The sequence below is a fragment of the Microbispora sp. H13382 genome (assembly GCF_014161445.1).
Classification (GTDB): domain Bacteria; phylum Actinomycetota; class Actinomycetes; order Streptosporangiales; family Streptosporangiaceae; genus Microbispora.
Genome location: NZ_JABBXA010000002.1, coordinates 352,419 through 375,887, shown reverse-complemented (window position 1 = coordinate 375,887; position 23,469 = coordinate 352,419). Strand labels below are relative to the sequence as shown.

Sequence of the window (23,469 nt, the reverse complement as noted above, 5' to 3'; positions counted from 1 at the left end):
GGCGAGGCGCGTCATCCGGCCAGGGGTTCCAGGGGGTTGCCTCCCTGGACGGCACAAAGAGAAAGCCCCGCTGGAAGGAAGTTTCGCTTCCGACCACACGGGGCTGCTTTCTGGTGGGCAAGGGGGGAGTTGAACCCCCACGTCCTCTCGGACACACGGACCTGAACCGTGCGCGTCTGCCATTCCGCCACTTGCCCTTGCGGTTGGCCCCCATCTCTGGGTGCCTGGAAAGGTTAGCACGTATCCGCCCGTGCTTACGAACCCGGATACGATCCTTCTAAACGACGATGCGAAGGAGCTCAGTGCAGCACCGGAGCGATCGCGACCGTAGTGGCAGTGGAAGGGAGGTATCCGGTGGGAGTCCTTCAGCGCTTCGAGCGCAGGCTCGAAGGGTTGGTTGAAGGTGCCTTCGCTCGGGCGTTCAAGTCCGATCTCCAGCCGGTCGAGGTTGCCAGCGCCGTGCAGAGGGAGATGGACGAGCGCGCCGCGATCGTCGCTCAGGGTCGCACGCTCGTGCCGAACGACTTCGTGGTGGAGCTGTCGACGACCGACAGCGAACGGCTGGAGGTGTACGCCGACAGCATCAGCCATGAACTGGCAACTCTCGCGAGGGAGTACGCCAAGGAGCAGGGCTACTCGTTCGTCGGGCCGGTGCGGGTGCGGTTCGAGACCGCCGACGATCTCGCGGTCGGGCTCTTCCGCATCCGGTCGGGGGTGATCCGCGGCGCGACGGTGGAGCAGGACGAGATCCGTCAGCCGCCGAGCGACGTGCCCGCCGGCCGCCCCAGCGCGTTCCAGGGGCGTCCCCGGCTGCTCGTCTCGACGCAGGACGACCCCCAGGGCCAGCGGTCGTACGAGCTGACCACACCGGTGACGCTGCTCGGCCGCGGAACCGATTGTGATCTTCGGCTGGTGGATCCCGGCGTATCACGGCATCATGCCGAGCTAAGAGTGGAAGGGCCGCAGGTCGTGCTCGTGGACCTGGGGTCGACCAACGGCACCTTCGTCAACGGCCAGCCTGTCCGCAGGGTCGAGATGCAGGACGGGACGAGGGTGACCCTCGGCCGCACGACACTGGTGTTCAGGCGCGATTAGAGGTAGACAGACGGTCCATGTCCGAGCTAACGCTGCTGCTGATCCGGCTCGCCTTCCTGGCGGTGCTGTGGTTCTTCGTGATCGCCGCGGTCGGCGTCATCCGGACAGACCTGTTCGGTCCGCGGACGGCCCCCGCGCCCGCACGCAAGCCGGTCAAGCAGTCCCGACCGGTTTCCAAGCCCAAGAAGGGCGAACCCCGCCAGCTGATCGTCACCGGTGGTCCCCTGCAAGGGACCATCATCAACCTCACGGAGACGCCAATCACCATCGGCCGGGCGAACGACGCCACGCTGGTTCTCAGCGACGACTACGCTTCGAGCCGGCACGCCCGGCTCTTTCCTCAGGACGGCCAGTGGATCGTGGAGGATCTCGGCTCCACGAACGGCACGTACCTCGAACGCTCGAAAGTGACCCGCCCGACCCCGGTGCCCCTCGGAGTTCCGATCCGCATCGGCAAAACCGTCATCGAATTGCGCAAATGACCATCGCACTCCGCTACGCCGCTCGCTCGGACGTCGGACTCCTCCGTGAAGGCAACGAGGACTCGGCGTACGCCAGCGGCCGCCTGCTTGCCGTCGCCGACGGCATGGGCGGGCATGCCCACGGCGAGGTGGCCAGCTCGGTCGCCATCGCCGCACTGTCGTCCCTCGACAGGGACGCCACCGGTGGTGACCTGCTCAACGCCATCGAGGCGGCCGTCCGGGACGCCAACCACCAGTTGCACGCGATGGTGGCCCGTGACCCGAGCCTCAAGGGCATGGGCACCACCCTCACCGCGATGCTCTGGAGCGGTGCACGCTTCGCGCTGGTCCACGTGGGTGACTCCCGCGCGTACCTGCTCAGGAACGGCGAGCTGTACCAGATCACGCACGACCACACGCTGGTGCAGTCCCTCGTGGACGACGGGCGGATCACGCAGGAGGAGGCCGCCAACCATCCCCAGCGCTCGATCCTGCTGCGCGCGCTGGACGGGAGCGGCGAGGTCGACCCCGACCTGCAGGACCGGGAGGCCCAGGTGGGCGACCGTTACCTGCTGTGCTCGGACGGCCTGTCCACCGTGGTCAGCGCCGAGACCCTGCACCACACCCTGACCACGATCGACGATCCCGAGGACGTCGTCCGGCAGCTCATCGACCTGGCCAACCGGGGCGGCGGGCCGGACAACATCACCTGCGTGGTCGCCGACGTGATCGAGGTGGACGACCTCCAGCCGCCGCTCGGGGTGGCGGCGGTCGTGGGCGCGGCCGGTTCCGGCCGGGTGCGCTCCGCGCCGCCGGACACCCCGGCCGGCCGGGCCGCCACCGTGACCGCGCCACAACCGGTGATCACGGACGACGATCTGGACGACGAACCCGCGCGCGAGGCCCAGGCCTCCGCGCGGCGTTCGCGCAAGCGCCGGTCGGGCCCGAAAGTGGCCGCCGGGGTGCTGGTCGTCGCCGCCGCGCTCGGGGCCGGCGGCTATTTCGGCTACGAGTGGACCCAGAGCCAGTTCTACGTAGGCGTCAAGGGGGACGAGCTCGTCGTCTTCCAGGGCGTCGACGCGGAGGTCGGGCCGGTGTCCTTCAAGAAGGTCGCCTACACCGACCACCTGCGCGTCTCGTCGCTGCCGGCCGTCCAGCAGGACCAGGTCCGCAGCGGCATCCCGGTCGACGACCTGCAGGCCGGGATCACCAGGATCAAGAATTTCGGCGCCTCGGCGGCCCCCACGCCGGACACCGAGGCGACGCCGACCCCCACGAGGTCCAGTAAGTGACTGCTGTCGAAGCCACGCCCGTACCGATGACCGCGAAGAGGCGGGGGGCCCAGCTGGGCATGCTCGCCTTCGCCGTGCTGATCGTGATGGGCGCGTACGCCGGCGTCGGGCTCGGGATCAACGGCAAGGTCCCGTCCGGCATGCTCGGCTACGGCCTCGGCCTCGGCGGTCTGATGCTCGCGGCCTACCTGGTGCTGGCCAAGTGGGCGCCATGGGCCGATCCTCTTCTGCTTCCCCTCGTGACGCTGGTCAACGGCATCGGCCTGGTGATGATCTACCGGATCGAGCTGGCCGGCGAGAAACTCGCGTCGGCGGCCAACCAGCTCATGTGGACGGCGCTCGGCGTGGTGATGTTCTCCGCGGTCCTGATCGCGTTGAGAGACCACCGCGTCTTGCAGCGCCTCACCTACACCGCCGGCTTCGCCGGGCTGGGCCTGCTGGTGCTCCCCATGCTGCCCTTCATCGGCAGGGAGATCAACGGCGCACGCATCTGGGTCGGCGTCGGCCCCTTCAGCATCCAGCCCGCCGAGTTCGCCAAGCTGGCCCTGGTCGTCTTCTTCGCGGGCTACCTGGTCGCCAAACGCGACGTGCTGGCCCTCGCGGGCCGCCGCCTGCTGTTCATCGACCTGCCCCGGGCACGCGACCTCGGTCCCATCCTCATCACCTGGGTGATCAGCCTCGGCGTCCTGGTCCTGCAGAAGGACCTCGGCAGCTCGCTGCTGCTGTTCGGCGCGTTCATCGTGATGCTGTACGTCGCCACCCAGCGCACCTCCTGGGTGCTCATCGGCATCCTGCTGTTCGTCGGCGGCGCCTTCGTCGCCGGGCAGATCTTCAGCCACGTCGAGGCCCGGTTCGACGTCTGGCTGCACGCGGAGGACCAGAGGCTGTACACGGCCGTGGGCGGCAGCGAACAGCTCATGCAGGGCCAGTTCGCGATGGGCTCGGGCGGCATCCTCGGCACCGGGCTCGGGCAGGGCTACCCGTACAGGATCCCGCTGTCGTTCTCCGACTTCATCTTCCCGGCGGTGGGCGAGGAGCTGGGCCTCACCGGTCTGATGGCCATCCTCATGGTCTACGCGCTGATCGTCGAGCGGGGGCTGCGCACGTCGCTGGCGGCCCGCGACCCGTTCACCAAGCTGCTCGCGGGCGGCCTGTCGTTCATCCTGGCCTGGCAGGTGTTCATCATCGTCGGCGGCGTGACCCGGCTGATCCCGCTGACCGGTCTCGTGACGCCGTTCATGTCCGCCGGAGGCTCGGCCCTGCTGGCCAACTGGATGCTCATCGCCCTGCTCGTACGGATGTCCGACGCGGCCCGCCGGCCGCCGCCGCAGGCGATCCAGGACGAGGGGATGACCCAGGTGATGCAGCGATGAACAGCCCGCTCAAGCGTGTCGCCGTGGCCTGCCTGCTCATGTTCGGCCTGCTCATGGCCAACGTGACGTATCTCGGCGCGGTACGGGCCGAGGGGTTGCGCAACGACTCCCGCAACGTGCGCATGTTGTACGCCCGCTACAACGTCGACCGCGGCTGGATCACGGCCGACAACGGCAAGACCACCCTGGCCAAGACGGTGGACACCGGAGACAAGCAGTTCCGGTTCGAGCGGGAGTATCCGCTCGGCAAGCCGTTCACGCACGTGGTCGGCTGGTTCGCGCCGGAGAGCGCCGCGGGCATCGAGGCCGCGATGAGCCGCTACCTCGACGGCAGCCACCCCGACCTGGTCGTCCGCCGGGCCATCGACATGGTCAGCGGCAAGCCCGCCAAGGGCGCGAGCGTCGACCTCACGCTGAACACCAAGGCCCAGGAGATCGCGTACAAGGACCTGGCCGAAACCGGCAAGCGCGGCGCGGTCGTCGCGCTCGAACCGAAGACCGGCAAGATCCTGGCGATGGTCTCGGTGCCGTCGTACGACCCGAACCCGCTGGCCAAGGCGAACAAGGAGACCGTCAACAAGGCGTACAACAAGCTGGACAAGGACGACAACAAGCCGCTCCTCAACCGGGCCATCAACCTGACGTTCGCCCCGGGGTCCACGTTCAAGACCGTGACCGCCGCGGCCTATCTCAGCGACGACGAGTCGCGTGACGAGAACACCCAGGTCGACGCGCCCGACTCGCTGCCGCTGCCGGGCACGAACATCTCGCTGCCCAACTACCACGGCGAGTCGTGCGGCGGCCGGGCGACGCTGGTCGAGGCGCTGACGATCTCCTGCAACACGCCGTTCGCCATCATGGGCATGGACGTCGGCTACGACAAGCTCAAGGAGCAGGCCGAGAAGTTCGGCGTCGGCCAGCCGCTGGAGATCCCCCTCGACGTCGCGGCCAGCGACATCGGCCCGGACGAGAGCAAGGCCGCCCTCGCCAAGACCGCGATCGGGCAGCAGAGCAACCAGATGACCCCGCTGCAGATGGCGATGGTCGCCGCCGGGATCGCCAACCAGGGCACGGTCATGAAGCCGTACCTGGTCAACAAGATCATGGCGGACGGCTCGGAGATCGACGGGACCGACCCCGACGAGCTGGACGAGGCCGTCAGCCCCGAGGTGGCCGGCGAGCTGACCAAGATGATGGTCAACGTGGTGGAGCGCGGCACCGGCGGCGCGGCCAGGCTTCCCGGGATCACCGTGGCCGGCAAGACGGGCACGGCGGAGACCCTGCCGGGCAAGCCGTCGCACGCGTGGTTCATCTCCTTCGCCCCGGTCGACAACCCGAAGGTCGCCGTGGCGGTCTTCGTGGAGTCGGGCAGCGCCGGCAACGACGCCACCGGCGGCGCGGTCGCCGCGCCGATCGCCCACGACGTCATGCAGGCGGTGCTCGGACAGTGACGGACACATGAACGACACGGTGCTCGGCGGGCGATACCGGCTGACCTCCCCCATCGCCGCGGGTGGCATGGGCGAGGTCTGGCGGGCCGACGACGAACTCCTCGGCCGGGAGGTGGCGATCAAGCTGCTCGGCCGCCACGTCGCGGACGACGCCACCTTCCGTGACCGGTTCCGCTCCGAGGCCAGGATCACCGCCGCCCTGACCGACCCCGGCATCGCCCAGGTCTTCGACTACGGCGAGACCGACGGCCTCGCCTACCTCGTGATGGAGCTGGTGCGGGGCGAGCCGCTGTCGGCCATCCTCACCCGCAACGGCGTGCTCGGGCCGGACGTCACGCTCGACATCGTCCAGCAGACCGCCCGGGGCCTGTACGCCGCGCACCGGGCCGGAGTGATCCACCGCGACGTCAAGCCCGGCAACCTGCTCGTCACCGAGGACGGGCAGGTGAAGATCACCGACTTCGGCATCGCCCGCGCGCTGGAGGCCGCACCGCTGACCGCGACCGGCCTGATCCTCGGCACCGCCCAGTACGTGAGCCCGGAGCAGGCGTCCGGCACGACCCTGACCCCGGCGAGCGACATCTACTCGCTCGGGGTGGTGGCCTACGAGTGCCTCGCGGGCCGTCCGCCGTTCACGGCGGAGACCCCGGTGGCGCTGGCGCTGCGGCATCTCAACGACACGCCCCCGCCGCTGCCCGGGAACGTGCCCGCGCCGGTGGCGGCTCTCGTCATGGCCATGCTGGCCAAGGACCCCGCCGCGCGGCCGGAGACCGGGCCGGTGCTCCTCGACAGGGTGCGGGTGCTGCGTGAGACGCTCGCGGGCACGGCCGCCCCGGCGGCGGTCCTCGGCTCGCTGACCGACCCCAGGGGCTTCCCCGCGACCGGTGGAGCGGGCCGCACCGCCGCGGCCGCGCCCGGGCTGACGGCGCCCCTGAGCCAGCAGCCGGGCCAGGAAACCTCGCGTCCCGGCGCCACCGCCCCGCTGGGGCCGGCCCCGGCCGCCCCGCGTACGGCTCCCGCGGGCGTCCCCGGCGCCCGTACGCGGCGCCCGGGCGGTCCCGACGGGCCCGTCGGCGGGCGCCGCCGCCGTCCGGCAACCCTGCTCCTCGCGACGGCCGGCTGCGCGGCCGCCGTCGGCATCGGGGTTCTGGCCTTCACCGCCGCCCGGATCGGCGATGCGCCGCCGGACCCGGGCGAGACGGCCGTGCCCGTCACACCGTCATCCTCGCCGTCGCCATCGCCGTCGTCGGCACGTACGCACAGGTCAGAGGTTCCGCGGACGCATCGGCCGTCTGCTGTGGCGACGTCGGCCGAGCCGAGCGCCGTTCCGTCGGCTACCGTAAGCAGGTCGGCACCACCCACAACCCAGTCGCCCACACCCGCTTCGTCCCCGACCTCGACCCCGACTTCGACGTCCACCTCGGCCCCGGAAACCGATGAGACTCCGCTCCCGACGGAAGCCCCACCCGACGACACGAACCCTCCGGATGAGGGGGCGTGATGAGGAGATGGGTCGATGATGGAGACCGGCGGCACCCCAAGATGAACGGCAAGGGACAGTGCAGGAAATGACTCAGCCACGACTTCTCGGCGGACGCTACGAGCTGGATGGCGTCGTGGGGCGTGGCGGCATGGCCGAGGTGTATCGCGCCCGGGACATCCGCCTGGACCGTATTGTCGCCATCAAGACGCTCCGCTCCGACCTCGCCAGGGACCACACCTTCCAGGCGCGCTTCCGGCGTGAGGCGCAGTCCGCCGCCTCGCTCAACCACCCGTCGATCATCGCCGTGTACGACACCGGCGAGGACATGATGGACGCCACCCCCGTGCCGTACATCGTGATGGAGTTCGTCGACGGGCGGACGCTGCGCGACCTGCTGCGCGCCGACCGGCGGCTGCTGCCCGAGCGGGCCATGGAGCTGGTGGACGGCATCCTGCGGGCGCTGGACTACAGCCACCGGGGCGGCATCGTCCACCGGGACATCAAACCGGCCAACATCATGTTGACGGTCAACGGCGAGGTCAAGGTCATGGACTTCGGCATCGCCCGGGCGATGGCCGACTCCGCCGCCACGATGACCCAGACGGCCCAGGTGATCGGCACCGCGCAGTACCTGTCCCCCGAGCAGGCCCGCGGCGAGCGCGTCGACGCGCGCAGCGACATCTACTCGACCGGCTGCGTGCTGTACGAGCTGCTCACCGGCCAGCCGCCCTTCACCGGCGACTCCCCCGTGGCGATCGCCTACCAGCACGTGCGGGAGGATCCCATCCCGCCGTCGCGGATCGACCCGGAGATCCCGCAGTGGGCCGACGCGATCGTGCTCAAGGCGATGTCCAAGGACCCGCTCCACCGCTACCAAAGCGCCACGGAGATGCGCGGGGACATCCAGCGGGCGCTGTCCGGCATGCCGGTCGACCCGCAGACGATGGCGATGGCCACCCAGCAGTACAACGGGTACGGCGGGGCGGACCGCACGCGGACGATGACCACGGCCGGCGGCGCCCCCATGACCCAGAACACCCGCGCCATCCCCGACTACGAGTACGCCCAGGAGGAGCGCGGCGGCAGGTACGACGGGCGGCGGCGCAGCAACGGCGGCGGCAACAACGCGCTGAAGACGGCCCTGTGGATCCTCATCCCGCTGCTGGTGATCGGCGCGATGATCGGCGTCGGCTACGCGTTCCTCGGGTCCGGCGGCTCCTCCACGGCCGACAAGGTCGAGGTGCCGTCGGTGACCAACCAGAACAAGGCCGCGGCCGAGCAGGCGTTGAAGGCGGCCGGGTTCAAGGTCGCCTTCGGGCCGGAGGAGTTCAACGGCGACGTGCCCAAGGGCGCCGTCGTGAGCACCGATCCCGCCGGGGGCGAGCAGGCCGACCCGGGGTCCACGGTCACCGTCGTCGTCTCCAAGGGCCAGGAGAAGGTCGCCATCCCCGAGACCGTGCTCGGCAAGTCGCCGGAGGAGGCGAGGGCCGAACTGGAAGCGATGGGGCTCAAGGTCAGCATCGTGCCGAAGGCCTCCACCAAGCCCCAGGGCCAGGTGTTCGACACCAAGCCCAAGCCGGGTGAGAAGGTCGAGAAGGGCGCCCTGGTCACGCTGTACGTGCCCAAGGAGATGACCGAGCTGCCAGCCGTGGTCGGGCAGACGCTCGACGACGCCAAGCAGACCCTGGAGGGGGCCGGCTTCAAGGTCAGGGTCCAGGAGCGGCCGAGCGACGTGGTGCCGCAGGGCAACGTGATCGACCAGTCGCCTCAGCCGGGGACCAAGCTCAACCCCGGCACCACGATCACACTGACGGTCTCCAGCGGCCCCTCGCAGGAGCAGCCGCCGACCCAGCAGCCGACCGGCAACACGCCGACGGACGGCACCGGTGACGGCACCGGCGGCGACGGCACGGGAACCGGCGGCGACGGCACCGGTGACGGTGGGGGCGACAGCGTCCAGGTCGGCCCTCCCGGAGAGGGCGGGGACAACCCGTTCGGCAACTGACGACACGAGCGGACGGCGGTCATCGCGAGGCGGTGGCCGCCGTCGGCGTTTCCGGGGGCCCGCCGGGAACGGCGCACGGCGTACGGCGCGCGCGGACATGAGGAAGGGCTTCCGCCACTCGGGGGCAATGGCGGAAGCCCTCACTCATGTAGTCGTGCCGAGAGCGGAAAGCGTTACACGATCTGCGCGAGCCAATTTCCGAGCAGCCGGTGGCCATGCTCGGACACGACCGACTCGGGGTGGAACTGCACGCCCTCGACGGGCGCCCCGCGGTGGCGCAGGCCCATGATGACGCCGTCGGGGGTCGTGGCCGTCACCTCCAGCGGGTCCGGCACGGTTCCGGGGACCACGGCGAGCGAGTGGTAGCGCGTCATCGTGACCGGCGAAGGGAGCTCCCGGAACACCCCCCGCCCGTCGTGGGAGATCAGGCTGGTGCGGCCGTGCATGAGCTCCGGCGCGCGGTCCACCACGGCCCCGTAGGCCACGGCGATGGCCTGGTGACCGAGGCAGACTCCGAGCAGCGGCAGGCCGCGCTCGGCGCAGTGCCGTACGAGGGGCACCGACACCCCGGCCGCCTCCGGCGTGCCGGGCCCGGGAGACACGAGCACGGCGTCGAAGCCGTCGGCGTCGTCCACGACGACGTGGTCACGCGGCCGTACGTCGCAGTCGGCGCCCAGACCGCGCAGATACTGCACGATCGTGTGCACGAAGCTGTCGTGATTGTCGACCACGAGCACCCGGGTCGGGCTCATAGGTGTCTCCCGCTTCACCGGCGTGGCTGGGCGTGCAGAGCGGAAATCGGACTTTCAGCGTACGGCAATCCCTCGTGGGGGATCGCCCGGCAGGGTCCGGGCCGACTATCCTTGCTCGGGACTTCATCGCCACAGCGATTACGCTATTGACACCAGCCCGCACGACCGCGCGGGTACCCACCAGGAGACACTCCCGTGCCCAAGTCGAAGACTCGCAAGAAGGCCGTCTACACCCCGCCGCAGAAGGCGCAGACGGTGAAGGTCAGCCCGCGTTGGCTCGCCCCCGTCATGGTGGCCACCTGGATCATCGGTATCGCCTGGATCGCGGTCTACTACATCGCGCCGAACGTCCCGGGGATCTCCAGCCTGCAGAACTGGAACCTGCTGATCGGGTTCGGGCTCATCATCGTCGGCGTCGTGCTGTCGACCAAGTGGCGCTAGAGCGCTCCTGCGCTTTCCCAAAAACTTTCCACAGTCTTTATCCACAGCCTGTGGGCAACTCGTGACCGACGGGTGCCGGCCACCCAGCGGACGCCTGTGACCCCGGCATGCCCTGGGCCCGCGCGTCCCGCGGGCGTCAGACGATGCCGCCGTTGGCACGCACGACCTGCCCGTTGACCCAGTGCCCCGCGGGGCTCGTCAGGAAGGCGACGACCTCCGCGATGTCCTCCGGCGTGCCGAGCCGTTCCAGCGGGGGCTGCTTGGCCATCCGCTCGATCGTGGCCTCGTCCTTGCCCTCGAAGAACAGTTCGGTGGCGGTCGGGCCGGGCGCGACCGCGTTGACGGTGATGTCCCGCCCCCGCAGTTCGCGGGCGAGCACGAGCGTCATCGCCTCGACGGCGCCCTTGCTGGCGACGTACGCGCCGTAGTTGGGCAGTTGCAGGCCCACGACGGACGTGGACATCGTGATGATCGCGCCGCCGTCGCGCACGCGCCGCGCGGCCTCCCTCGCCATGACGAAGGTGCCGCGGATGTTGGTGCGGTGCAACGCGTCCAGGTCGGCGAGGTCGAGATCCGCGATCGGGGACAGCGACAGGCGTCCCGCCGCGTTGACGACGACGTCGATCCCGCCGAAGGTCTCGTCCGCCGTGTCGAACATCGCCGCGACCGCGTTCTCGTCCGCGACGTCGGCCTGCGCCGCGAACGCCCGGCCGCCCGCCGACGTGATCGCGTCGACCACCTCGGCCGCGGCCGAGGCCGCTCCCTGATAACCCACGACGACGGCGAGACCGCGTGCGGCGAGCGTTGTGGCGACGGCCCGGCCGATCCCACGGGAGCCGCCGGTGACGACGGCCACGCGCTGGTCACTCATCACGAACCTCCTCATCTATCGTCGATAAGCATTCTGCATATCGACGTTACGAGCGAAACGTTAGCACGGTCGGCGTATCGCCGCTAGCGGAGTTTCGTATCATTGGTTACATGGCAGGTGCGGACACCCTACGCGCGGCGATGATCGAGGCCGCCGAGAAGCAACTCGCGGCGTCATCCGACAACGACATCGCCACGCGGGCGGTCTGTGAGGCCGTCGGCGTGACCCAGCCCGTGCTCTACCGGCTGTTCGGCGACAAGCGGGGGCTCCTCGACGCCGTCGCCGACCACGGGTACGAGCGCTACGTCGCACTCAAGGCCGCACAGGAGCAGACGGCCGATCCGGTGACCGACCTGCGGGCCGGCTGGGACGGCCACATGGCGTTCGCGCGGGACAACCCGGCCCTCTACCAGCTCATGTTCACCCCACGGCCGTGGTCCCACTCCACGGCTCGCGACCGGGTGTTCGACCTCCTGGAGGCCACGCTCGTACGGTGTGCGGCGATCGGCGCGCTGAAGGTCGAGCCGCGCGTCGCCGCCCGGCTGATCCTGTCCGCGAGCGTCGGCACCGCTCTCGATCACATCGCCAGTCCGGAGTGCTTCGACGATCCCGCGCTGTCGCATCGCATGCGTGACGCCGTGTTCGGGCACGTTCTCACCGAGACGACCCCACGCGAGGACGGCGACCCCCTGCGCGAGGCCGCGCTGCGCCTGCGCGCGCAACTCGCCCTCGCCGGCACCGAAGCACTGGAGCCGGTCGAGACCGCCCTGCTGCTGCGCTGGCTCGACCGCATCACGCAGGGAGCCCCGGACGCCGTCAGGTGAAGGCGCCCTCCAGGCGCAGGCCGTACGGCGGGAGCATGGTGACGAGCAGGACCAGCGCCACCAGCACGGCCACGGCGATGCCGAACTGCACGATGGCGCGGTTGTGGCGCGGCGCGTAGGCGAAGCCCGCCGCGACGATCGCGCCGGTCACGAGCCCGCCCAGGTGGCCCTGCCAGCTGATGCCGGGCACGACGAACGTCAGCACCACGTTGATGCCGATCAGCCAGAGAACGCCACGCGCGTCGTACCCGAGCCTGCGGGCCACCACGAACAACGCGCCGAACAGGCCGTAGATGGCGCCGGAGGCGCCGACGGCCGACGTGCCGAACAGGTAGATGGCGACCGAGCCGCCCAGCGCCGACAACAGGTAGAGCGTGGCGAACCGGCCCGAGCCGAGCCTGCGCTCCAGTTCGGGGCCGAGGGCGTAGAGCGCCCACATGTTGAACAGGATGTGCCAGAAGGACGGCGGCGGGGCGTGCAGGAAGGCACTGGTGATCAGCCGCCACCACTCACCCAGGTGGACGCCGAGCGACCACATCGCGAACCGCTGGACGACCTCGTCCGGGCGCAGGACCTCGGCCGCGTACGCGAGCACGTTGAGCACCAGCAGCGTCCACGTGACGCGGGGCGTGGCGACGGCGGCGCCGCCGAACGTGGCTTGGGCCTGCCGCACCTCCCGGTTGCCCTCACGGACGCACTCGGGGCACTGGTGACCGACCGCCGCATCCCGCATGCAGTCGGGGCAGATCGGGCGCTCACAGCGCTGGCAGCGGACGTAGGTCTCGCGGTCGGGGTGCCGGTAGCAGGTGGGTACGGCTTGCGCCCCCGGCTGCGGGGGCGGCGGAGGCTGGGAGGTCATGGGGTCCTTTCCTGGCGTGTCCCTGTGCGGGGGAGCGCATCCACGAGCCAGCCTATAAGCCGGAAACGCCCCGGCCGCGCGTTCGCTGCGGCCGGGGCGCCGGGGATCGGACGACGCGGCGTCAGGACCGCTCGATGGTGACCTCTTCGAGCACCACGTCGTTCTCCGGGCGGTCGTTGCGGCCGGTGGGGGTCTTGGCGATCGCGTCGACCACCTCGGTGCCCTCGATCACCTCGCCGAAGATCGTGTGCCCCTGGTTGAGGTGCGGCGTCGGCGCGACGGTGATGAAGAACTGGGAGCCGTTGGTGCCCTTGCCGAACCGCTTGCCCGCGTTCGCCATGGCGAGCAGGTAGGGCCGGTTGAACTGGTTCTCCGGGTGGATCTCGTCGTCGAAGTCGTAGCCGGGCCCGCCGATGCCCTGGCCGAGCGGGTCGCCACCCTGGATCATGAAGCCGCTGATGACCCGGTGGAAGATCGTGCCGTCGTAGAGCTTGACGTTCGTCTGCTTCTCGCCGGTCTCCGGGTGAGTCCACTCCCGGGTGCCCTCGGCGAGTTCCACGAAGTTGCGCACGGTCTTCGGCGCCTTGTTGGGGAAGAGCTGGACGCGGATCGTGCCGTGGTTCGTGCGCAGATTCGCGATGAGGTTGTCAGCCACGAGGGCCGCCCCCTTTGTCTGATCGTGTTTGTTGTCCGTGAACAGGGTATCGAGCATGCCTTCAAGCACTGCTCGTGATTGAGCCGCGACCATCCGGGAAGGGGTCGTTCCGGGGCCCCGTCGATTGGGGAGGTTGATCGTGTCCCTGACAATGAACAGAAGGCGCCGCGCCGAAGTGGTCATCCCGCAGACGTGGCTGAGCAGGATGAGAGACCAGGCGAGGAGAGCCGGTGGCCGGATGAGCCCGATGGCGGAGACCGCCCGGGATCTCGCGACGCACCGGATCGAGGACGCCAGGGTCTGGGCGGCGCCGAAGCTCGACCAGGCGGCACAGTCGGTCGAGGAGCAGATCGCGCCGATCGTCAGCGCGTTCCTGACCGAGATGGCCCGCCGCATCGACGTGTCCAGCACCAAGAAGACGCGCCGGCGCTGGCCGGTCCTCGCGTTGCTGAGCGGCGTCGCGATCGGCGCGGTCGGTGTGGCGATGTACCGGAACAACGCCCAGCGCTGGACCGAGACGATGCGGGAGAGCATGCGGCACACCGGATCCGACGCCAGCAAGTGGGTCGGAGACAAGGCCGAGGAAGTCGGCGAGAAGGCCGACAAGGCCGCCGATGAAATCTCGGGAAAAATGCCCTAGCTCATCCCTCACAGCCACCCAGTACGGCCGGCGTCCCCCACGCCGGCCGTACTGTGTTTCCCGCTTCACCGTCGGGGCGCTCACTTCCGCCGTCTTCCCTCGTCGTTCGGGAGTTCGTTCCTCACTCCCTCTCTCCTCAGTCCAGACCGGCGGCGCGCCCCTCCGGCTCGCTCGGTGTTCCCCGCTTCGCTCATCGGGGCGCTCACTCCCGGCGGGGTCGTGCCGGAGGCGCGCCAGGGGCACAGCCCTCGTCGTGCTTGGTCGCTTCGCTCCCGCGCGCTCCTCAGTCCAGACCGGCGGCGCGCCCCTCCGGCTCGCTCGGTGTACCCCGCTTCACCGTCGAGGCTCTCGTGGCCAGGCGGTGGAGTATGGCGGGCAGGCGGTCCTCGTAGAGGACGGTGAGCCGCCGGGTCGCCCGGGTGATGGCGACGTACAGATCCTGGCCGCCATTGGACGACTGGCTCAGGATGCCCTCGGGGTCCACGACCACCACGGCGTCGAATTCCAGGCCCTTCGAGCCGCGTACGGTGAGGACGGCGACCGGGCTGTCCAGGGGGTCGACGGCCTCGGGGAACAGCGCGGCGACCTCCGCGTGCCGGGTGTCCGGCGTGACGACGCCGACCCGTCCCTCTTCGATCTCGCGCAGTTCCGACTCCACGAGCAGCCGCAGGTCGGTCCCGGCGGCGGGCACGGCGCGGGGGCGGGCGCCGCCGAACCGGACCGACTCGGGCGGCTCCTCCCCGGGCGCCACGGCGCGCAGCACGTCGGCGGCGACCTCCATGATCTCGGCCGGCGTCCGGTAGTTGACCAGCAGGCGCTCCTCCCGCCAGCGTCCCTTCACATAGGGGTCGAGCATCTCGCCCCAGGAGCGCGCGCCCGCGGCCGAGCCGGTCTGGGCGATGTCGCCGACCACCGTGAGGGAGCGTGCCGGGACCCGCCGCATCACCGTCCGCCACGCCATCGCCGACAGCTCCTGGGCCTCGTCCACGATCACGTGCCCGTACGCCCAGGTGCGGTCGCGGGCGGCCCGGTCCGCGGTCGTCACGTACGCCTCGTCGGCGCGGTTGCGGCCGGCCAGCAGGGTCGCGTCGAGCACGGGGTCGACGTCGGTGATCGTCAGCACTTCCCGGGCGTACAGCTCCTCCTCGCGCCGCTCCTCCTCCGCGCGGCGCCGCCTGGCCCCGGCCCCGTAGTCGTACTCGCCGAGCAGTTCGGCGGCCTCGTCCAGCAGGGGGACGTCGCCGACCGTCCACGGCGCCTCGCGGGGCCGCAGCAGGAGCGTGCGCTCCTCCTCCGTCAGGTGCGGCCCGGCCGCCGCGCGCAGCCGTTCCTCGTCCGACAGGAGTTCGCGGACGAGCCGCTCCGGAGTGATCTCCGGCCACAGGGCGTCGAGCGCGTCGCGGACCGGCCGGTGCTCCCACAGGGTCGTGGCGGCGTACTTCAGGTCGCCGTCCTCCAGCGGCCGGTCGAGCCGTGCCGCCTCGTCCCGGGCCAGGGCCCGCAGCACCTGGTCCACGAACGTCCACCGGGCGATGTTGTGCTGACGCCGCAGGCCGCGTGCGCGGTCCCGGGCCCGCAGGCAGGTGGCGTGGTCCACCCGCAGCGGCATCTCCTCGACCACCACCTCCACGCCGCCGCGCACCGAGGTGCGGACGGGGATCTTCACCTCCAGGTCGCCCTCCGGCACGCGCTGGCGGTCGCGGACCGCCTCCTCGACCACCCGGGCCATGCGCGGGTCGCCCTTGACGACGGCGACCGCCGGCTCGTCCTCGGCGCTGGCCCGCACCCCGGGATGGAGCCCGCCCATGCTCGTCAGCACCACCTGCGTCTCGCCCAGCGCGGGCAGCACCTGGCTGATGTAGCGGGAGAACGTCGCGTTGGGACCGACGACGAGCACGCCACGCCGCTCCAGCGTGTCGCGGTGCGTGTAGAGCAGGTACGCCGCCCGGTGCAGGGCGGCGACGGTCTTGCCCGTGCCCGGCCCGCCCTGCACGACGAGCGCCCCCGCCAGGCCGGAGCGGATCACCCGGTCCTGCTCGCGTTGGATGGTGGCGACGACCTCGCCCATGCGTCCGGTGCGCCCGCGGCGCAGCGCCGCGAGCAGCGCGGCCTCGCCGACGAGCGTACGGCGGTCTCCGTCGGCCATCCGGTCGAGGTCGAACACCTCGTCGTCGATGCCCACGACCTCGCGGTGCCGCGTGTGCAGGTGACGGCGGCGTACGAGGGAGCCCGGGTCGCCGGGGGTGGCGACGTAGAAGGGGCGGGCGGCGGGGGCGCGCCAGTCGACGAGCACGGAGGTGTGGTCGTCGTCACGCAGCCCGATGCGGCCGATGTAGAGGGTCTCGCCGTCGGCGTCGTCGATGCGCCCGAAGCACAGGCCGCGTTCCACGGCCGACAGTTGCGCGAGGCGGCGGCCGTGCTCGGCCGCCGTCACCTCCCGCTCCACGACGGCCTGGCGGGTGCCCGTGCCACCGCGGGCCAGGACCTCCCGCATGCCGTGCTCGGCCCGCTCACGTGCGATGTCGAGGCGGTCGTACAGCATGGAGACGTAGGACTGTTCGATCCGCAGGGCGTCGGCGCGAGCGGAGTCGGATTGACGGTCACCCATTCCTGTGATAAACTCCTGTCGAGAGGGTCTGTCTATCAGATATTTGGGAATCTCTCACTATAGGGCATCGCATGCATGCCTCGCGATCTCCACTCCGCTTCGGGGTGGATTTTTTGTTTTCCGAGTCTTTTGTGACGGATGTGAGTGATGACGCATCCGTTCTGGGTAGCCGACGTGCGGCGCGGCCGACTGGGAAGATTGCCTCGTTCCATCCGGATTCGTGCCGTGCCATGGTCAACCGCCGCGTGCCGCGGGACGTCTTTGGAAACAAGGAGGCCCGGATGGACGTCCTCGACAGCCTCGTGGAGGACGAGCTCCGCCTGGAGCTCGTCCTGATCGAGGCACTGCACCATGAGGCGGAACGGCTGGCCGCCCCAGCCGTACGCTGAGATCACCCGCCCGCCGCCCCACCTCGGGGCGGCGGGCGCCCCCTCACGTCACGCCCAGGGGCGGAAGACGGCGCGGACGCAACCGTCCTTCTTGTGCTTGAACATGTCGTAGCCCTTCGGCCCCTCGTCGAGCGTCATCGTGTGCGTCGCGAGGTAGGAGGTCTTCAGGTCGCCCTTCGCGATCCGGTCGAGGAGCTTCGGGATGTACCGCTGGCCGTGCTGCTGCGCGCCGCGCAGCGTGAGGCCCTTGTTCATCAGCGCGCCGAGTGGAAACTTGTCCACGAATCCGGCGAAGACCCCCAGCACGAACACCGAGCCGCCCTTGCGGCAGGCGTGGATCGCCTCGCGTACCGCGATCGGGCGGTCCTGCTCCAGGCGGAGCTGCTGCTTGATCCCGTCGTACACGCGCTGGATCCCGGTGCTGTCGGCCTCCATGCCGACGGCCTCGACGCACACGTCCGGGCCCCGGCCGCCGGTGCGCTCGCGCAGCTCCGCGGTGACGTCGGTGCTCGTGTAGTCGATCACCTCGCAGCCGACGTGGCGGGCGGTCATGGCGAGGCGTTCCGGGTAGCGGTCGATCGCGATGACCCGCTCGGCGCCGAGCAGCATGGCGGCCCGGGCGGCCATCTGGCCGACGGCGCCGCACCCCCACACCGCGACCACGTCTCCCGGCTTCACACCGCCGAGCTCGGCGCCCATCCAGCCGGTCGGGGCCGCGTCGGAGGCGAACAGGGCGTCGAGGTCCGCGATGCCCTCGGGGACGGTGAACGCGTTGTAGTCGACGAAGGGAACGCGGATGTACTCGGCGTGGCTGCCCCGGAAGCCGCCCATGGCGTGGGAGTAGCCGAAGATGCCGGCGGTCGTGCCACCCCACATCAGGTCCGTGACGCCCGGCTTGGGGTTGCTGTTCTCACACAGCGACCACTCGTCGTGCCGGCAGGCCCAGCAGCGGCCGCATCCGATGATGGAGCAGACCACGACGCGGTCACCCACGCGGTGCCGGTTCACCTCGGGGCCGACGTCGACGATCTCGCCGATGAACTCGTGCCCGATGACGTCCCCGGCCCGCATCGCGGGGATGTATCCGCCGAGCAGGTGAAGGTCGGAACCGCAGGTGGTGCTCGCCGTCACCTTCACGATCGCGTCCTGGGCGTTGAGGATCGCGGGGTCGGGCACCTGCTCGACCGACAGTTCGTTCACGCCCTGCCAGCACAGCGCCTTCACAGTCGTCCCCCCTCCGCCGCGCGTCCCAGCGCCATGTCGAGCACCTTGCCCGGCATCGTCGGCCTGGTCGTGCCGAGCTCCTCGTCCGACCGCAGCACGTCACCGGTCTCCAGCAGGGACTTCGTCTCACGCAACGCCGTACGGACCACCGTACGGGGATCGTCACCCCGCAGCCGGGCGAGGACGCCCTCGGCGCCCGCGCGGTGCTCCCTCGGCCGGGCGTAGATCTCCGTGCCCCGGTCGCCCGGCGCCCGGTTCATCCGCACCTCGGCGTCCACCCGGGCCAGCGGATCCGGCAGGTGCCCACCCGGGGCGACCTCGTCCGGCGGCCGGTTGATCGTGACGCCGAGCCAGCGGCTCGACTCCAGGGGGTCCTTCGCCGCGGCCTGCACACGCCTACGCGAGGCCGCCCATCGCGCCGCTCCCAGGCCCGCGGCGGCAAGGGCCGCCGCTCCGGCAATGAGACGTTTCATGACTTCGCCCCCTCCACGGCCGACTTCTCGGGTGCTACCCCCGGCTCCGGGGCTCTACCCGCCAGTGGCGGTGCCTGAGGGGAGTCGGTCGTGGATGGCGGGCCTGCGGACTACTCCGGCTCGCGGGACGGCGCGGCGGCGAGGGCGTCCGCCACAGTGGGGAAGACCGGGACGTGGAAGGCCAGCCCGGTGATCCACAGGGCGCGGGCCGCGCCCTGCTCGACCGCGACGAGGGCCATCCAGCCGCCCTCGTCCAGCGCGCGCTTCCAGCAGTTGACCAGCAGGCCCGTCGCCCTGGAGTCGAGGAAGGCCAGTTCGAGCAGGTTCACCACAAGGTACGGCCCGAAATGAGCGAAGGCCTTGTCGAGGAATTCCGTGGCCACCTCGTGGGTGGTGAAGTCGAGGGTCCCCCGCACCGTCAGCAGTCCGATGCTTCCGCTGCTCTCGGCGGCGAACGTGGTCTCGGCTGTCGAGATGTTGTGCAGATCAGACATCAGGACACTTCCGTGGAGTTCGGCAAAATGCGCGCGACCAGAATGCAGGTGTCGTCGCCGGTGTTGCTTGGGGCCAGAGCCTCCATCACCGCCGCCACGCGATCCTGCGGTGGCACCTTCGGCACTGTCTCGGCGATCGCGGCGCTGAGGATGTCCAGGCCCTCGAACAGGTCCCGGCCCGGCCGCTCGATAAGACCGTCGGTGAACATGAGGAGTAGATCGTCCGGTTCCAGCCGGATCTCGGCGCAGCTGTAGCTCACGTCCTCGAAGACGCCGAGCAGCACGCCCGGGTGGAGCAGCCGCTGGACCCTGCTCCCGCGGACCAGCAGCATCGGCGGGTGACCCGCGTGGGTCCACCGCAGCGTGCGGTCCTTGGTCCGGTAGCGGGCCACCACCGAGGTCGCCAGCACGTCCGGCCGCATCCGCCGCAGCAGCCGGTTCAGCGCCACGAGGATCTGCGCCGGGTCGTGGTCGGCGAAGGCCAGCCCGGTGATCGCGTGCCGCAGCTTGGCCATCGCTGAGGCGGCGGCCAGGCCGTGCCCGGCGACGTCGCCCACGGCCAGCAGCGCCTCCTCGTGATCGAGGTGGATGGCCTGGTACCAGTCGCCGCCCAGCGGAGCGGTCTCGGCGGGAAAGTAGCGCACGCCGATCTGCAGCCCGGGCACCGTGTCCTGCACGGGCAGGATGATGCTCTGCAGTCGCGCGGTGAGCTGCGACTCCTCCTCCAGCCGCTGGGTGACCTCGGCGAGCTCGTCGGCGGTCCTGCGCCAGTCGGTCACGTCTTGCACGACGCCGTGGATCTCGACGGGCCGGCCGTTCGCGTCCCGGCTGACCTCGGCCGTTGCCCTGATGTGCCGGTATTCGCCGCCGACGCGGATGCGGACCTCGAACTCGTGCGGCCCGCCGCTGCTGGTCAGCGTCGTGAGCGCGTGCTCGACGATCGGCACGTCGTCCGGGTGGGCGATCTCGCGGTAGTGCTCCAGCGCGAACGGCCCCTCGGCCGGGTCGCGCCCGTGGATGGTGTAGAGCTGGTCCGACCACTCGGCCTCGCCGGTGACAAGGCTCCAGTGCCCCCATCCGAGGTGGCCCAGGCGCTCGGTGTGGAGCAGCCTGGCCGACAGGCGCTCCTCCCTGTCGTGGCGCACCCAGGAGGCCAAGAGGCCGCCGTGCAGCGGGGCGAGGCGGACGCCGTAGGTGGACAGGTGCGAGACGCCTTCCCCGGTCTCCCGGTGGATGTAGGGGTCGACGTTCTCGGGTTCCCCCGTCTCCATGACACGAAGGTAGGCATCCCACAGCGGGGAACCGCCGACGCCCGGATACGCCTCGATCGTCCGCAGACCGACGAGCTCCTTGCCGGCCCGATCGCGGATGTCCCTGGCGTCGGGACTGGCCGCGAGCACCTCGAAATCGGCGATCGCGCCGGCCTTGTCGCGGATGGGCGCCAGCCAGACACCCTGAATGGAGATCGCGTCAAGCATGGCCTGCACCAGCCCGGCCATCGCTTCGACAGACGACTCGTCCAGGTCGACAGACGGGCCGCTCACTGGAGTAAGCCGCAGGATGCGATCACCTCCGCTCATCGATCCGCCGGCCACCTTTCGCAAGGCATCCGCAAGAGCGGACTGTATGGAGGATCGCTCTTGCCTTCCCGATGAGGTTACCTGCCGCAGCCGGGGACAGGTGCTGGACGCCCTTTGGTATCCCGGCGGCGTTCCGTCACGTCCCGCCCTTCGCCCTGAGCACAGGGCCCTTATGTGCTCGTGGACATTTGGGGAACTTTTTACTTTTTGTGGCCTTGTGCCAGCCGCCCGTCCTCCTGGCGTCCGCGCACAATGCCTGCTGGCCGACAGACGGGGGGAACGATGACCGGGGCATGTGCGGGTGTCGCGCTGACCCTCGCGGTCGCGGTGCTCGCCGCTCCCGCGCCCCCCACGGACCTGCCGCCGTGCCCGCTGGTCTTCGGTCACGGCGGCTACCCGAAGAGCGCCGGGGCCAAGGCGAAGGACGCGATCCGTCAGCCCAACGTGCTGCGGGCGGTCGACGACCAGTGGTCGTGGGGCGCCGACGGTGTGGAGGCCGACGTCCAGCTCACGAGGCGGGGCGCGAAGGCGGTCATGTGGCACAACAGGACGACCAACGGGCTGACCGGCCCCCGGCAGGAGATCCGCGAGACCTGGTGGGCCGACGGGCCGGGCGACCTGCGGGACCGCCGCGTCGCCCGCGGCCCTTACGCGGGCGAGCCCGTGCCGACGCTGCGGGAGTGGCTCGACCACGTCCGCGCCCGGGGACTGGTCGCGCTGCTCGAGATCAAGAAGTCCGCGGCGCCCGTCCTGGCCGACCCCGCGTACGGACCCTCCGCGTGGCGGGAGATCGTCGATCCCGTCGTCGAGCGGCAGCACGCCCAGCCGATCCTCGTCTACTCACGGGACCAGTGGATCAAGGCGAAGCTCGCCGACCGGCTGCCCGGGCATCTGCGAGGTTCGGCGGCGAAGTGGACCGACGGCGTCGCGTGGGACGAACCACCACCCCCCTGGCAGCTCAACGCGCCCCGATGGCAGGCCGTGTTCGACGAGGCCCCCACCAGCGTGATGACCAGTCACACCCCCGACTACCGCGCCTGGCTCGACGGCAGATGCCGCCGCTATTCCGCCTCCTCCGCCGTCGACGCGCCTGCGGCGTAAATGAGGTGACGGGCGCGAGCGGGGACGGCACGATGGAGTGTCCCCCTCTTCGTGTTCCACGTCATCCGGAGTTCTCTCATGCCTGGCTTCCGCCATGATCTCGGCATGCTCAGGGATCGGCGGTTCGCCCTGCTGCTGGCGGCCCGGACGATCTCCGTACTCGGCACCGCCTTCGCGCCGGTGGCCCTCGCCTTCGGCGTGCTCGGCCTCCCGGGCGCGGACGGCAGGACGCTGTCGGCCGTGCTCACCGCCGAGGCGTTGCCGATGGTGCTCTTCATGCTGGTCGGCGGGGTGATCGCCGACCGGCTGCCGCGCCACCGGGTCATGACGGCGGGGGAGTCGATCAACGCGCTGGCGTACTTCTGCCTGGCCGGAATGATGCTGACGGGATGGACGCCGCTGCCCGCGCTGGTCATCGCGAGCGCGGTGAGCGGCATCGCGACCGCGATCCTGTTCCCCGCCCTGACCGGCATCATCCCCGACGTCGTGCCCGCCGACCGGCTGCAGACCGCCAACGCCCTGCTGGGACTGGGACAGAACATCTCCCGGGTCGCCGGCCTGGTGCTGAGCGGCGCCGCCGTGGTGCTGCTGGGCGGAGGGTGGGCGCTGGCCGTCAGCGGGGCGATGTTCGCCACGGCCGGCGCGCTGATCACGCTGCTGCGCCTCACCCCCGCCGAACGGAGCTCGGCCGGCGGGCACTCGGTGCTGGCCGACCTGCGGTCCGGCTGGCGCGAGTTCGTCTCCCGGCAGTGGCTGTGGGTGGTGGTCGCCCAGTTCTCGATCCTGGTCATGGCATTGCAGGCCGCCCACGGCGTGCTCGGGCCGCTGGTCGCCAAGGAGTCGCTCGGCGGGGCGCCCGCCTGGTCGGCGGTCCTGGCGGGCGAGGCCGTCGGCATGATCGTCGGGGTGGTCGTCACGCTGCGGCTGCGGCCGCGGCGGCCCATCCTGATCGGAACGCTCGTCACCCTGCCCACGGCTCTGCCGTACCTGCTGCTGGGCATGAGCGCGCCGCTGTGGACGGTCATCGGCGGCGCGTTCGTGATGGGGGTGTGCTTCGACATCTTCGGCGTGCTGTGGCAGACCACCATGCAACGCGAGATCCCGGCCGAGTCGCTGTCGCGGGTGAGCTCCTACGACGCGCTCGGATCCCTGATGTTCGGGCCGCTCGGCCTGCTGCTGGCCGGGCCGGCGGCCATCGCGGTCGGGCCGCGGCCGGCGCTGGTCGCCTGCGGGACGATCATCGTGCTGGTCACGCTGGCCGCGCTGCTGGCCCCCGGCGTACGCGGGCTGCGGGTCGCCGACGAGGAGCCCGCGGCCGTCGCGGCCGTGTCCTGAAACCGCGCATTCTGCGATAAGGGCGGGTCTGTTCACCGGCACGCCGGTGGTCCATGGTGAGGG

General features: G+C 70.6%; 21 protein-coding genes and 1 tRNA gene. 12 read left to right on the top strand and 10 right to left on the bottom strand.

The features are described from left to right. Positions 1 to 111 precede the first annotated feature (111 nt). Positions 112 to 197: transfer RNA gene (locus HHX41_RS05630), tRNA-Leu, on the bottom strand. 157 nt (positions 198 to 354) lie between these two features. On the opposite strand from HHX41_RS05630, the gene HHX41_RS05625 reads away from it, so the two are divergent. From HHX41_RS05625 to pknB, 7 genes are all read left to right on the top strand, one after another. Next, positions 355 to 1,095, top strand: coding sequence for a DUF3662 and FHA domain-containing protein (locus HHX41_RS05625; RefSeq protein ID WP_169983994.1), 741 nt, complete (start codon positions 355 to 357; stop codon positions 1,093 to 1,095). A gap of 17 nt (positions 1,096 to 1,112) precedes the next feature. After that, a complete protein-coding gene (locus HHX41_RS05620; protein WP_169983993.1) occupies positions 1,113 to 1,577 on the top strand; it encodes an FHA domain-containing protein in 465 nt (154 codons plus the stop codon). Then, a complete protein-coding gene (locus HHX41_RS05615) occupies positions 1,574 to 2,848 on the top strand; it encodes a Stp1/IreP family PP2C-type Ser/Thr phosphatase (RefSeq protein ID WP_182905059.1) in 1,275 nt (424 codons plus the stop codon). Before HHX41_RS05620 ends, HHX41_RS05615 begins: the two co-directional genes overlap by 4 nt. Positions 2,849 to 2,874: 26 nt before the next feature. Further along, the gene (locus tag HHX41_RS05610) at positions 2,875 to 4,221 is read left to right on the top strand and encodes an FtsW/RodA/SpoVE family cell cycle protein (protein ID WP_169983991.1); all 1,347 of its coding nucleotides are present in this window, start codon (positions 2,875 to 2,877) and stop codon (positions 4,219 to 4,221) included. Then, the gene (locus HHX41_RS05605) at positions 4,218 to 5,672 is read left to right on the top strand and encodes a penicillin-binding protein 2 (RefSeq protein ID WP_182905058.1); all 1,455 of its coding nucleotides are present in this window, start codon (positions 4,218 to 4,220) and stop codon (positions 5,670 to 5,672) included. The genes HHX41_RS05610 and HHX41_RS05605 overlap by 4 nt, the downstream gene beginning before the upstream one ends. Before the next feature lie 7 nt (positions 5,673 to 5,679). After that, positions 5,680 to 7,173, top strand: coding sequence for a serine/threonine-protein kinase (locus tag HHX41_RS05600; protein WP_182905057.1), 1,494 nt, complete (start codon positions 5,680 to 5,682; stop codon positions 7,171 to 7,173). A 67-nt stretch (positions 7,174 to 7,240) separates the two neighbouring features. After that, entirely contained in the window at positions 7,241 to 9,160 is a 1,920-nt protein-coding gene (gene pknB, locus HHX41_RS05595) for a Stk1 family PASTA domain-containing Ser/Thr kinase (protein WP_182905056.1), read from the top strand. A gap of 173 nt (positions 9,161 to 9,333) precedes the next feature. Here pknB and HHX41_RS05590 read toward each other — a convergent pair whose 3' ends face one another. Further along, positions 9,334 to 9,912, bottom strand: a complete 579-nt coding sequence (locus HHX41_RS05590) for an aminodeoxychorismate/anthranilate synthase component II (RefSeq protein ID WP_169983987.1) — start codon at positions 9,910 to 9,912, stop codon at positions 9,334 to 9,336. Positions 9,913 to 10,107: 195 nt separating this feature from the next. Here HHX41_RS05590 and HHX41_RS05585 point away from each other — a divergent pair, with 195 nt between their 5' ends. Then, positions 10,108 to 10,353 carry a cell division protein CrgA gene (locus HHX41_RS05585; protein ID WP_169983986.1) on the top strand — a complete coding sequence of 82 codons (246 nt, stop codon included), beginning with the start codon at positions 10,108 to 10,110 and terminating at the stop codon, positions 10,351 to 10,353. Positions 10,354 to 10,489: 136 nt separating this feature from the next. Here the strand turns inward: HHX41_RS05585 and HHX41_RS05580 are convergent, their stop codons facing one another. Continuing rightward, positions 10,490 to 11,224 carry an SDR family oxidoreductase gene (locus HHX41_RS05580; RefSeq protein ID WP_182905055.1) on the bottom strand — a complete coding sequence of 245 codons (735 nt, stop codon included), beginning with the start codon at positions 11,222 to 11,224 and terminating at the stop codon, positions 10,490 to 10,492. Positions 11,225 to 11,334: 110 nt separating this feature from the next. On the opposite strand from HHX41_RS05580, the gene HHX41_RS05575 reads away from it, so the two are divergent. Next, on the top strand, positions 11,335 to 12,048 hold the full coding sequence (locus HHX41_RS05575) for a TetR/AcrR family transcriptional regulator (protein WP_182905054.1): 714 nt from the start codon (positions 11,335 to 11,337) through the stop codon (positions 12,046 to 12,048). Here the strand turns inward: HHX41_RS05575 and HHX41_RS05570 are convergent. Then, entirely contained in the window at positions 12,041 to 12,907 is an 867-nt protein-coding gene (locus HHX41_RS05570; RefSeq protein ID WP_182905053.1) for a rhomboid family intramembrane serine protease, read from the bottom strand. The genes HHX41_RS05575 and HHX41_RS05570 overlap by 8 nt on opposite strands. A gap of 121 nt (positions 12,908 to 13,028) precedes the next feature. Further along, entirely contained in the window at positions 13,029 to 13,562 is a 534-nt protein-coding gene (locus tag HHX41_RS05565; RefSeq protein WP_310741788.1) for a peptidylprolyl isomerase, read from the bottom strand. 151 nt (positions 13,563 to 13,713) lie between these two features. On the opposite strand from HHX41_RS05565, the gene HHX41_RS05560 reads away from it, so the two are divergent. Next, positions 13,714 to 14,202 (top strand): DUF5324 family protein, encoded by a 489-nt coding sequence (locus HHX41_RS05560; protein WP_220503749.1) that lies wholly within the window; start codon positions 13,714 to 13,716, stop codon positions 14,200 to 14,202. A 283-nt stretch (positions 14,203 to 14,485) separates the two neighbouring features. Here the strand turns inward: HHX41_RS05560 and HHX41_RS05555 are convergent, their stop codons facing one another. The 5 genes from HHX41_RS05555 to HHX41_RS05535 all read right to left on the bottom strand — a co-directional run bounded on the left by HHX41_RS05555 (position 14,486) and on the right by HHX41_RS05535 (position 20,970). Further along, positions 14,486 to 16,810, bottom strand: coding sequence for an ATP-binding domain-containing protein (locus HHX41_RS05555; protein ID WP_182905051.1), 2,325 nt, complete (start codon positions 16,808 to 16,810; stop codon positions 14,486 to 14,488). Between the two features lie 437 nt (positions 16,811 to 17,247). Further along, positions 17,248 to 18,399, bottom strand: a complete 1,152-nt coding sequence (locus tag HHX41_RS05550) for a zinc-dependent alcohol dehydrogenase (protein ID WP_396794056.1) — start codon at positions 18,397 to 18,399, stop codon at positions 17,248 to 17,250. A 20-nt stretch (positions 18,400 to 18,419) separates the two neighbouring features. After that, positions 18,420 to 18,896 (bottom strand): hypothetical protein, encoded by a 477-nt coding sequence (locus HHX41_RS05545; protein ID WP_220503748.1) that lies wholly within the window; start codon positions 18,894 to 18,896, stop codon positions 18,420 to 18,422. A 110-nt stretch (positions 18,897 to 19,006) separates the two neighbouring features. Then, a complete protein-coding gene (locus tag HHX41_RS05540; protein ID WP_169983978.1) occupies positions 19,007 to 19,390 on the bottom strand; it encodes an STAS domain-containing protein in 384 nt (127 codons plus the stop codon). Beyond that, positions 19,390 to 20,970 (bottom strand): PP2C family protein-serine/threonine phosphatase, encoded by a 1,581-nt coding sequence (locus tag HHX41_RS05535; protein ID WP_169983977.1) that lies wholly within the window; start codon positions 20,968 to 20,970, stop codon positions 19,390 to 19,392. Before HHX41_RS05535 ends, HHX41_RS05540 begins: the two co-directional genes overlap by 1 nt. Positions 20,971 to 21,252: 282 nt before the next feature. Here HHX41_RS05535 and HHX41_RS05530 point away from each other — a divergent pair, with 282 nt between their 5' ends. Next, positions 21,253 to 22,071, top strand: a complete 819-nt coding sequence (locus HHX41_RS05530) for a glycerophosphodiester phosphodiesterase family protein (RefSeq protein ID WP_182905050.1) — start codon at positions 21,253 to 21,255, stop codon at positions 22,069 to 22,071. 105 nt (positions 22,072 to 22,176) lie between these two features. After that, positions 22,177 to 23,406 carry an MFS transporter gene (locus HHX41_RS05525; protein WP_259400645.1) on the top strand — a complete coding sequence of 410 codons (1,230 nt, stop codon included), beginning with the start codon at positions 22,177 to 22,179 and terminating at the stop codon, positions 23,404 to 23,406. Positions 23,407 to 23,469: the final 63 nt, after the last annotated feature.

Coding starts and splice junctions, on each gene's coding strand:
- HHX41_RS05530 (WP_182905050.1), top strand. CDS start 21,253: ATGACCGGGGCATGTGCGGGTGTCGCGCTGACCCTCGCGGTCGCGGTG.
- HHX41_RS05580 (WP_182905055.1), bottom strand. CDS start 11,224: ATGAGTGACCAGCGCGTGGCCGTCGTCACCGGCGGCTCCCGTGGGATC.
- HHX41_RS05560 (WP_220503749.1), top strand. CDS start 13,714: ATGAACAGAAGGCGCCGCGCCGAAGTGGTCATCCCGCAGACGTGGCTG.
- HHX41_RS05615 (WP_182905059.1), top strand. CDS start 1,574: ATGACCATCGCACTCCGCTACGCCGCTCGCTCGGACGTCGGACTCCTC.
- HHX41_RS05570 (WP_182905053.1), bottom strand. CDS start 12,907: ATGACCTCCCAGCCTCCGCCGCCCCCGCAGCCGGGGGCGCAAGCCGTA.
- HHX41_RS05610 (WP_169983991.1), top strand. CDS start 2,875: ATGACCGCGAAGAGGCGGGGGGCCCAGCTGGGCATGCTCGCCTTCGCC.
- HHX41_RS05555 (WP_182905051.1), bottom strand. CDS start 16,810: ATGGGTGACCGTCAATCCGACTCCGCTCGCGCCGACGCCCTGCGGATC.
- HHX41_RS05575 (WP_182905054.1), top strand. CDS start 11,335: ATGGCAGGTGCGGACACCCTACGCGCGGCGATGATCGAGGCCGCCGAG.
- HHX41_RS05590 (WP_169983987.1), bottom strand. CDS start 9,912: ATGAGCCCGACCCGGGTGCTCGTGGTCGACAATCACGACAGCTTCGTG.
- HHX41_RS05545 (WP_220503748.1), bottom strand. CDS start 18,896: ATGAAACGTCTCATTGCCGGAGCGGCGGCCCTTGCCGCCGCGGGCCTG.
- HHX41_RS05600 (WP_182905057.1), top strand. CDS start 5,680: ATGAACGACACGGTGCTCGGCGGGCGATACCGGCTGACCTCCCCCATC.
- HHX41_RS05605 (WP_182905058.1), top strand. CDS start 4,218: ATGAACAGCCCGCTCAAGCGTGTCGCCGTGGCCTGCCTGCTCATGTTC.
- HHX41_RS05535 (WP_169983977.1), bottom strand. CDS start 20,970: ATGAGCGGAGGTGATCGCATCCTGCGGCTTACTCCAGTGAGCGGCCCG.
- pknB (WP_182905056.1), top strand. CDS start 7,241: ATGACTCAGCCACGACTTCTCGGCGGACGCTACGAGCTGGATGGCGTC.
- HHX41_RS05540 (WP_169983978.1), bottom strand. CDS start 19,390: ATGTCTGATCTGCACAACATCTCGACAGCCGAGACCACGTTCGCCGCC.
- HHX41_RS05525 (WP_259400645.1), top strand. CDS start 22,177: ATGCTCAGGGATCGGCGGTTCGCCCTGCTGCTGGCGGCCCGGACGATC.
- HHX41_RS05620 (WP_169983993.1), top strand. CDS start 1,113: ATGTCCGAGCTAACGCTGCTGCTGATCCGGCTCGCCTTCCTGGCGGTG.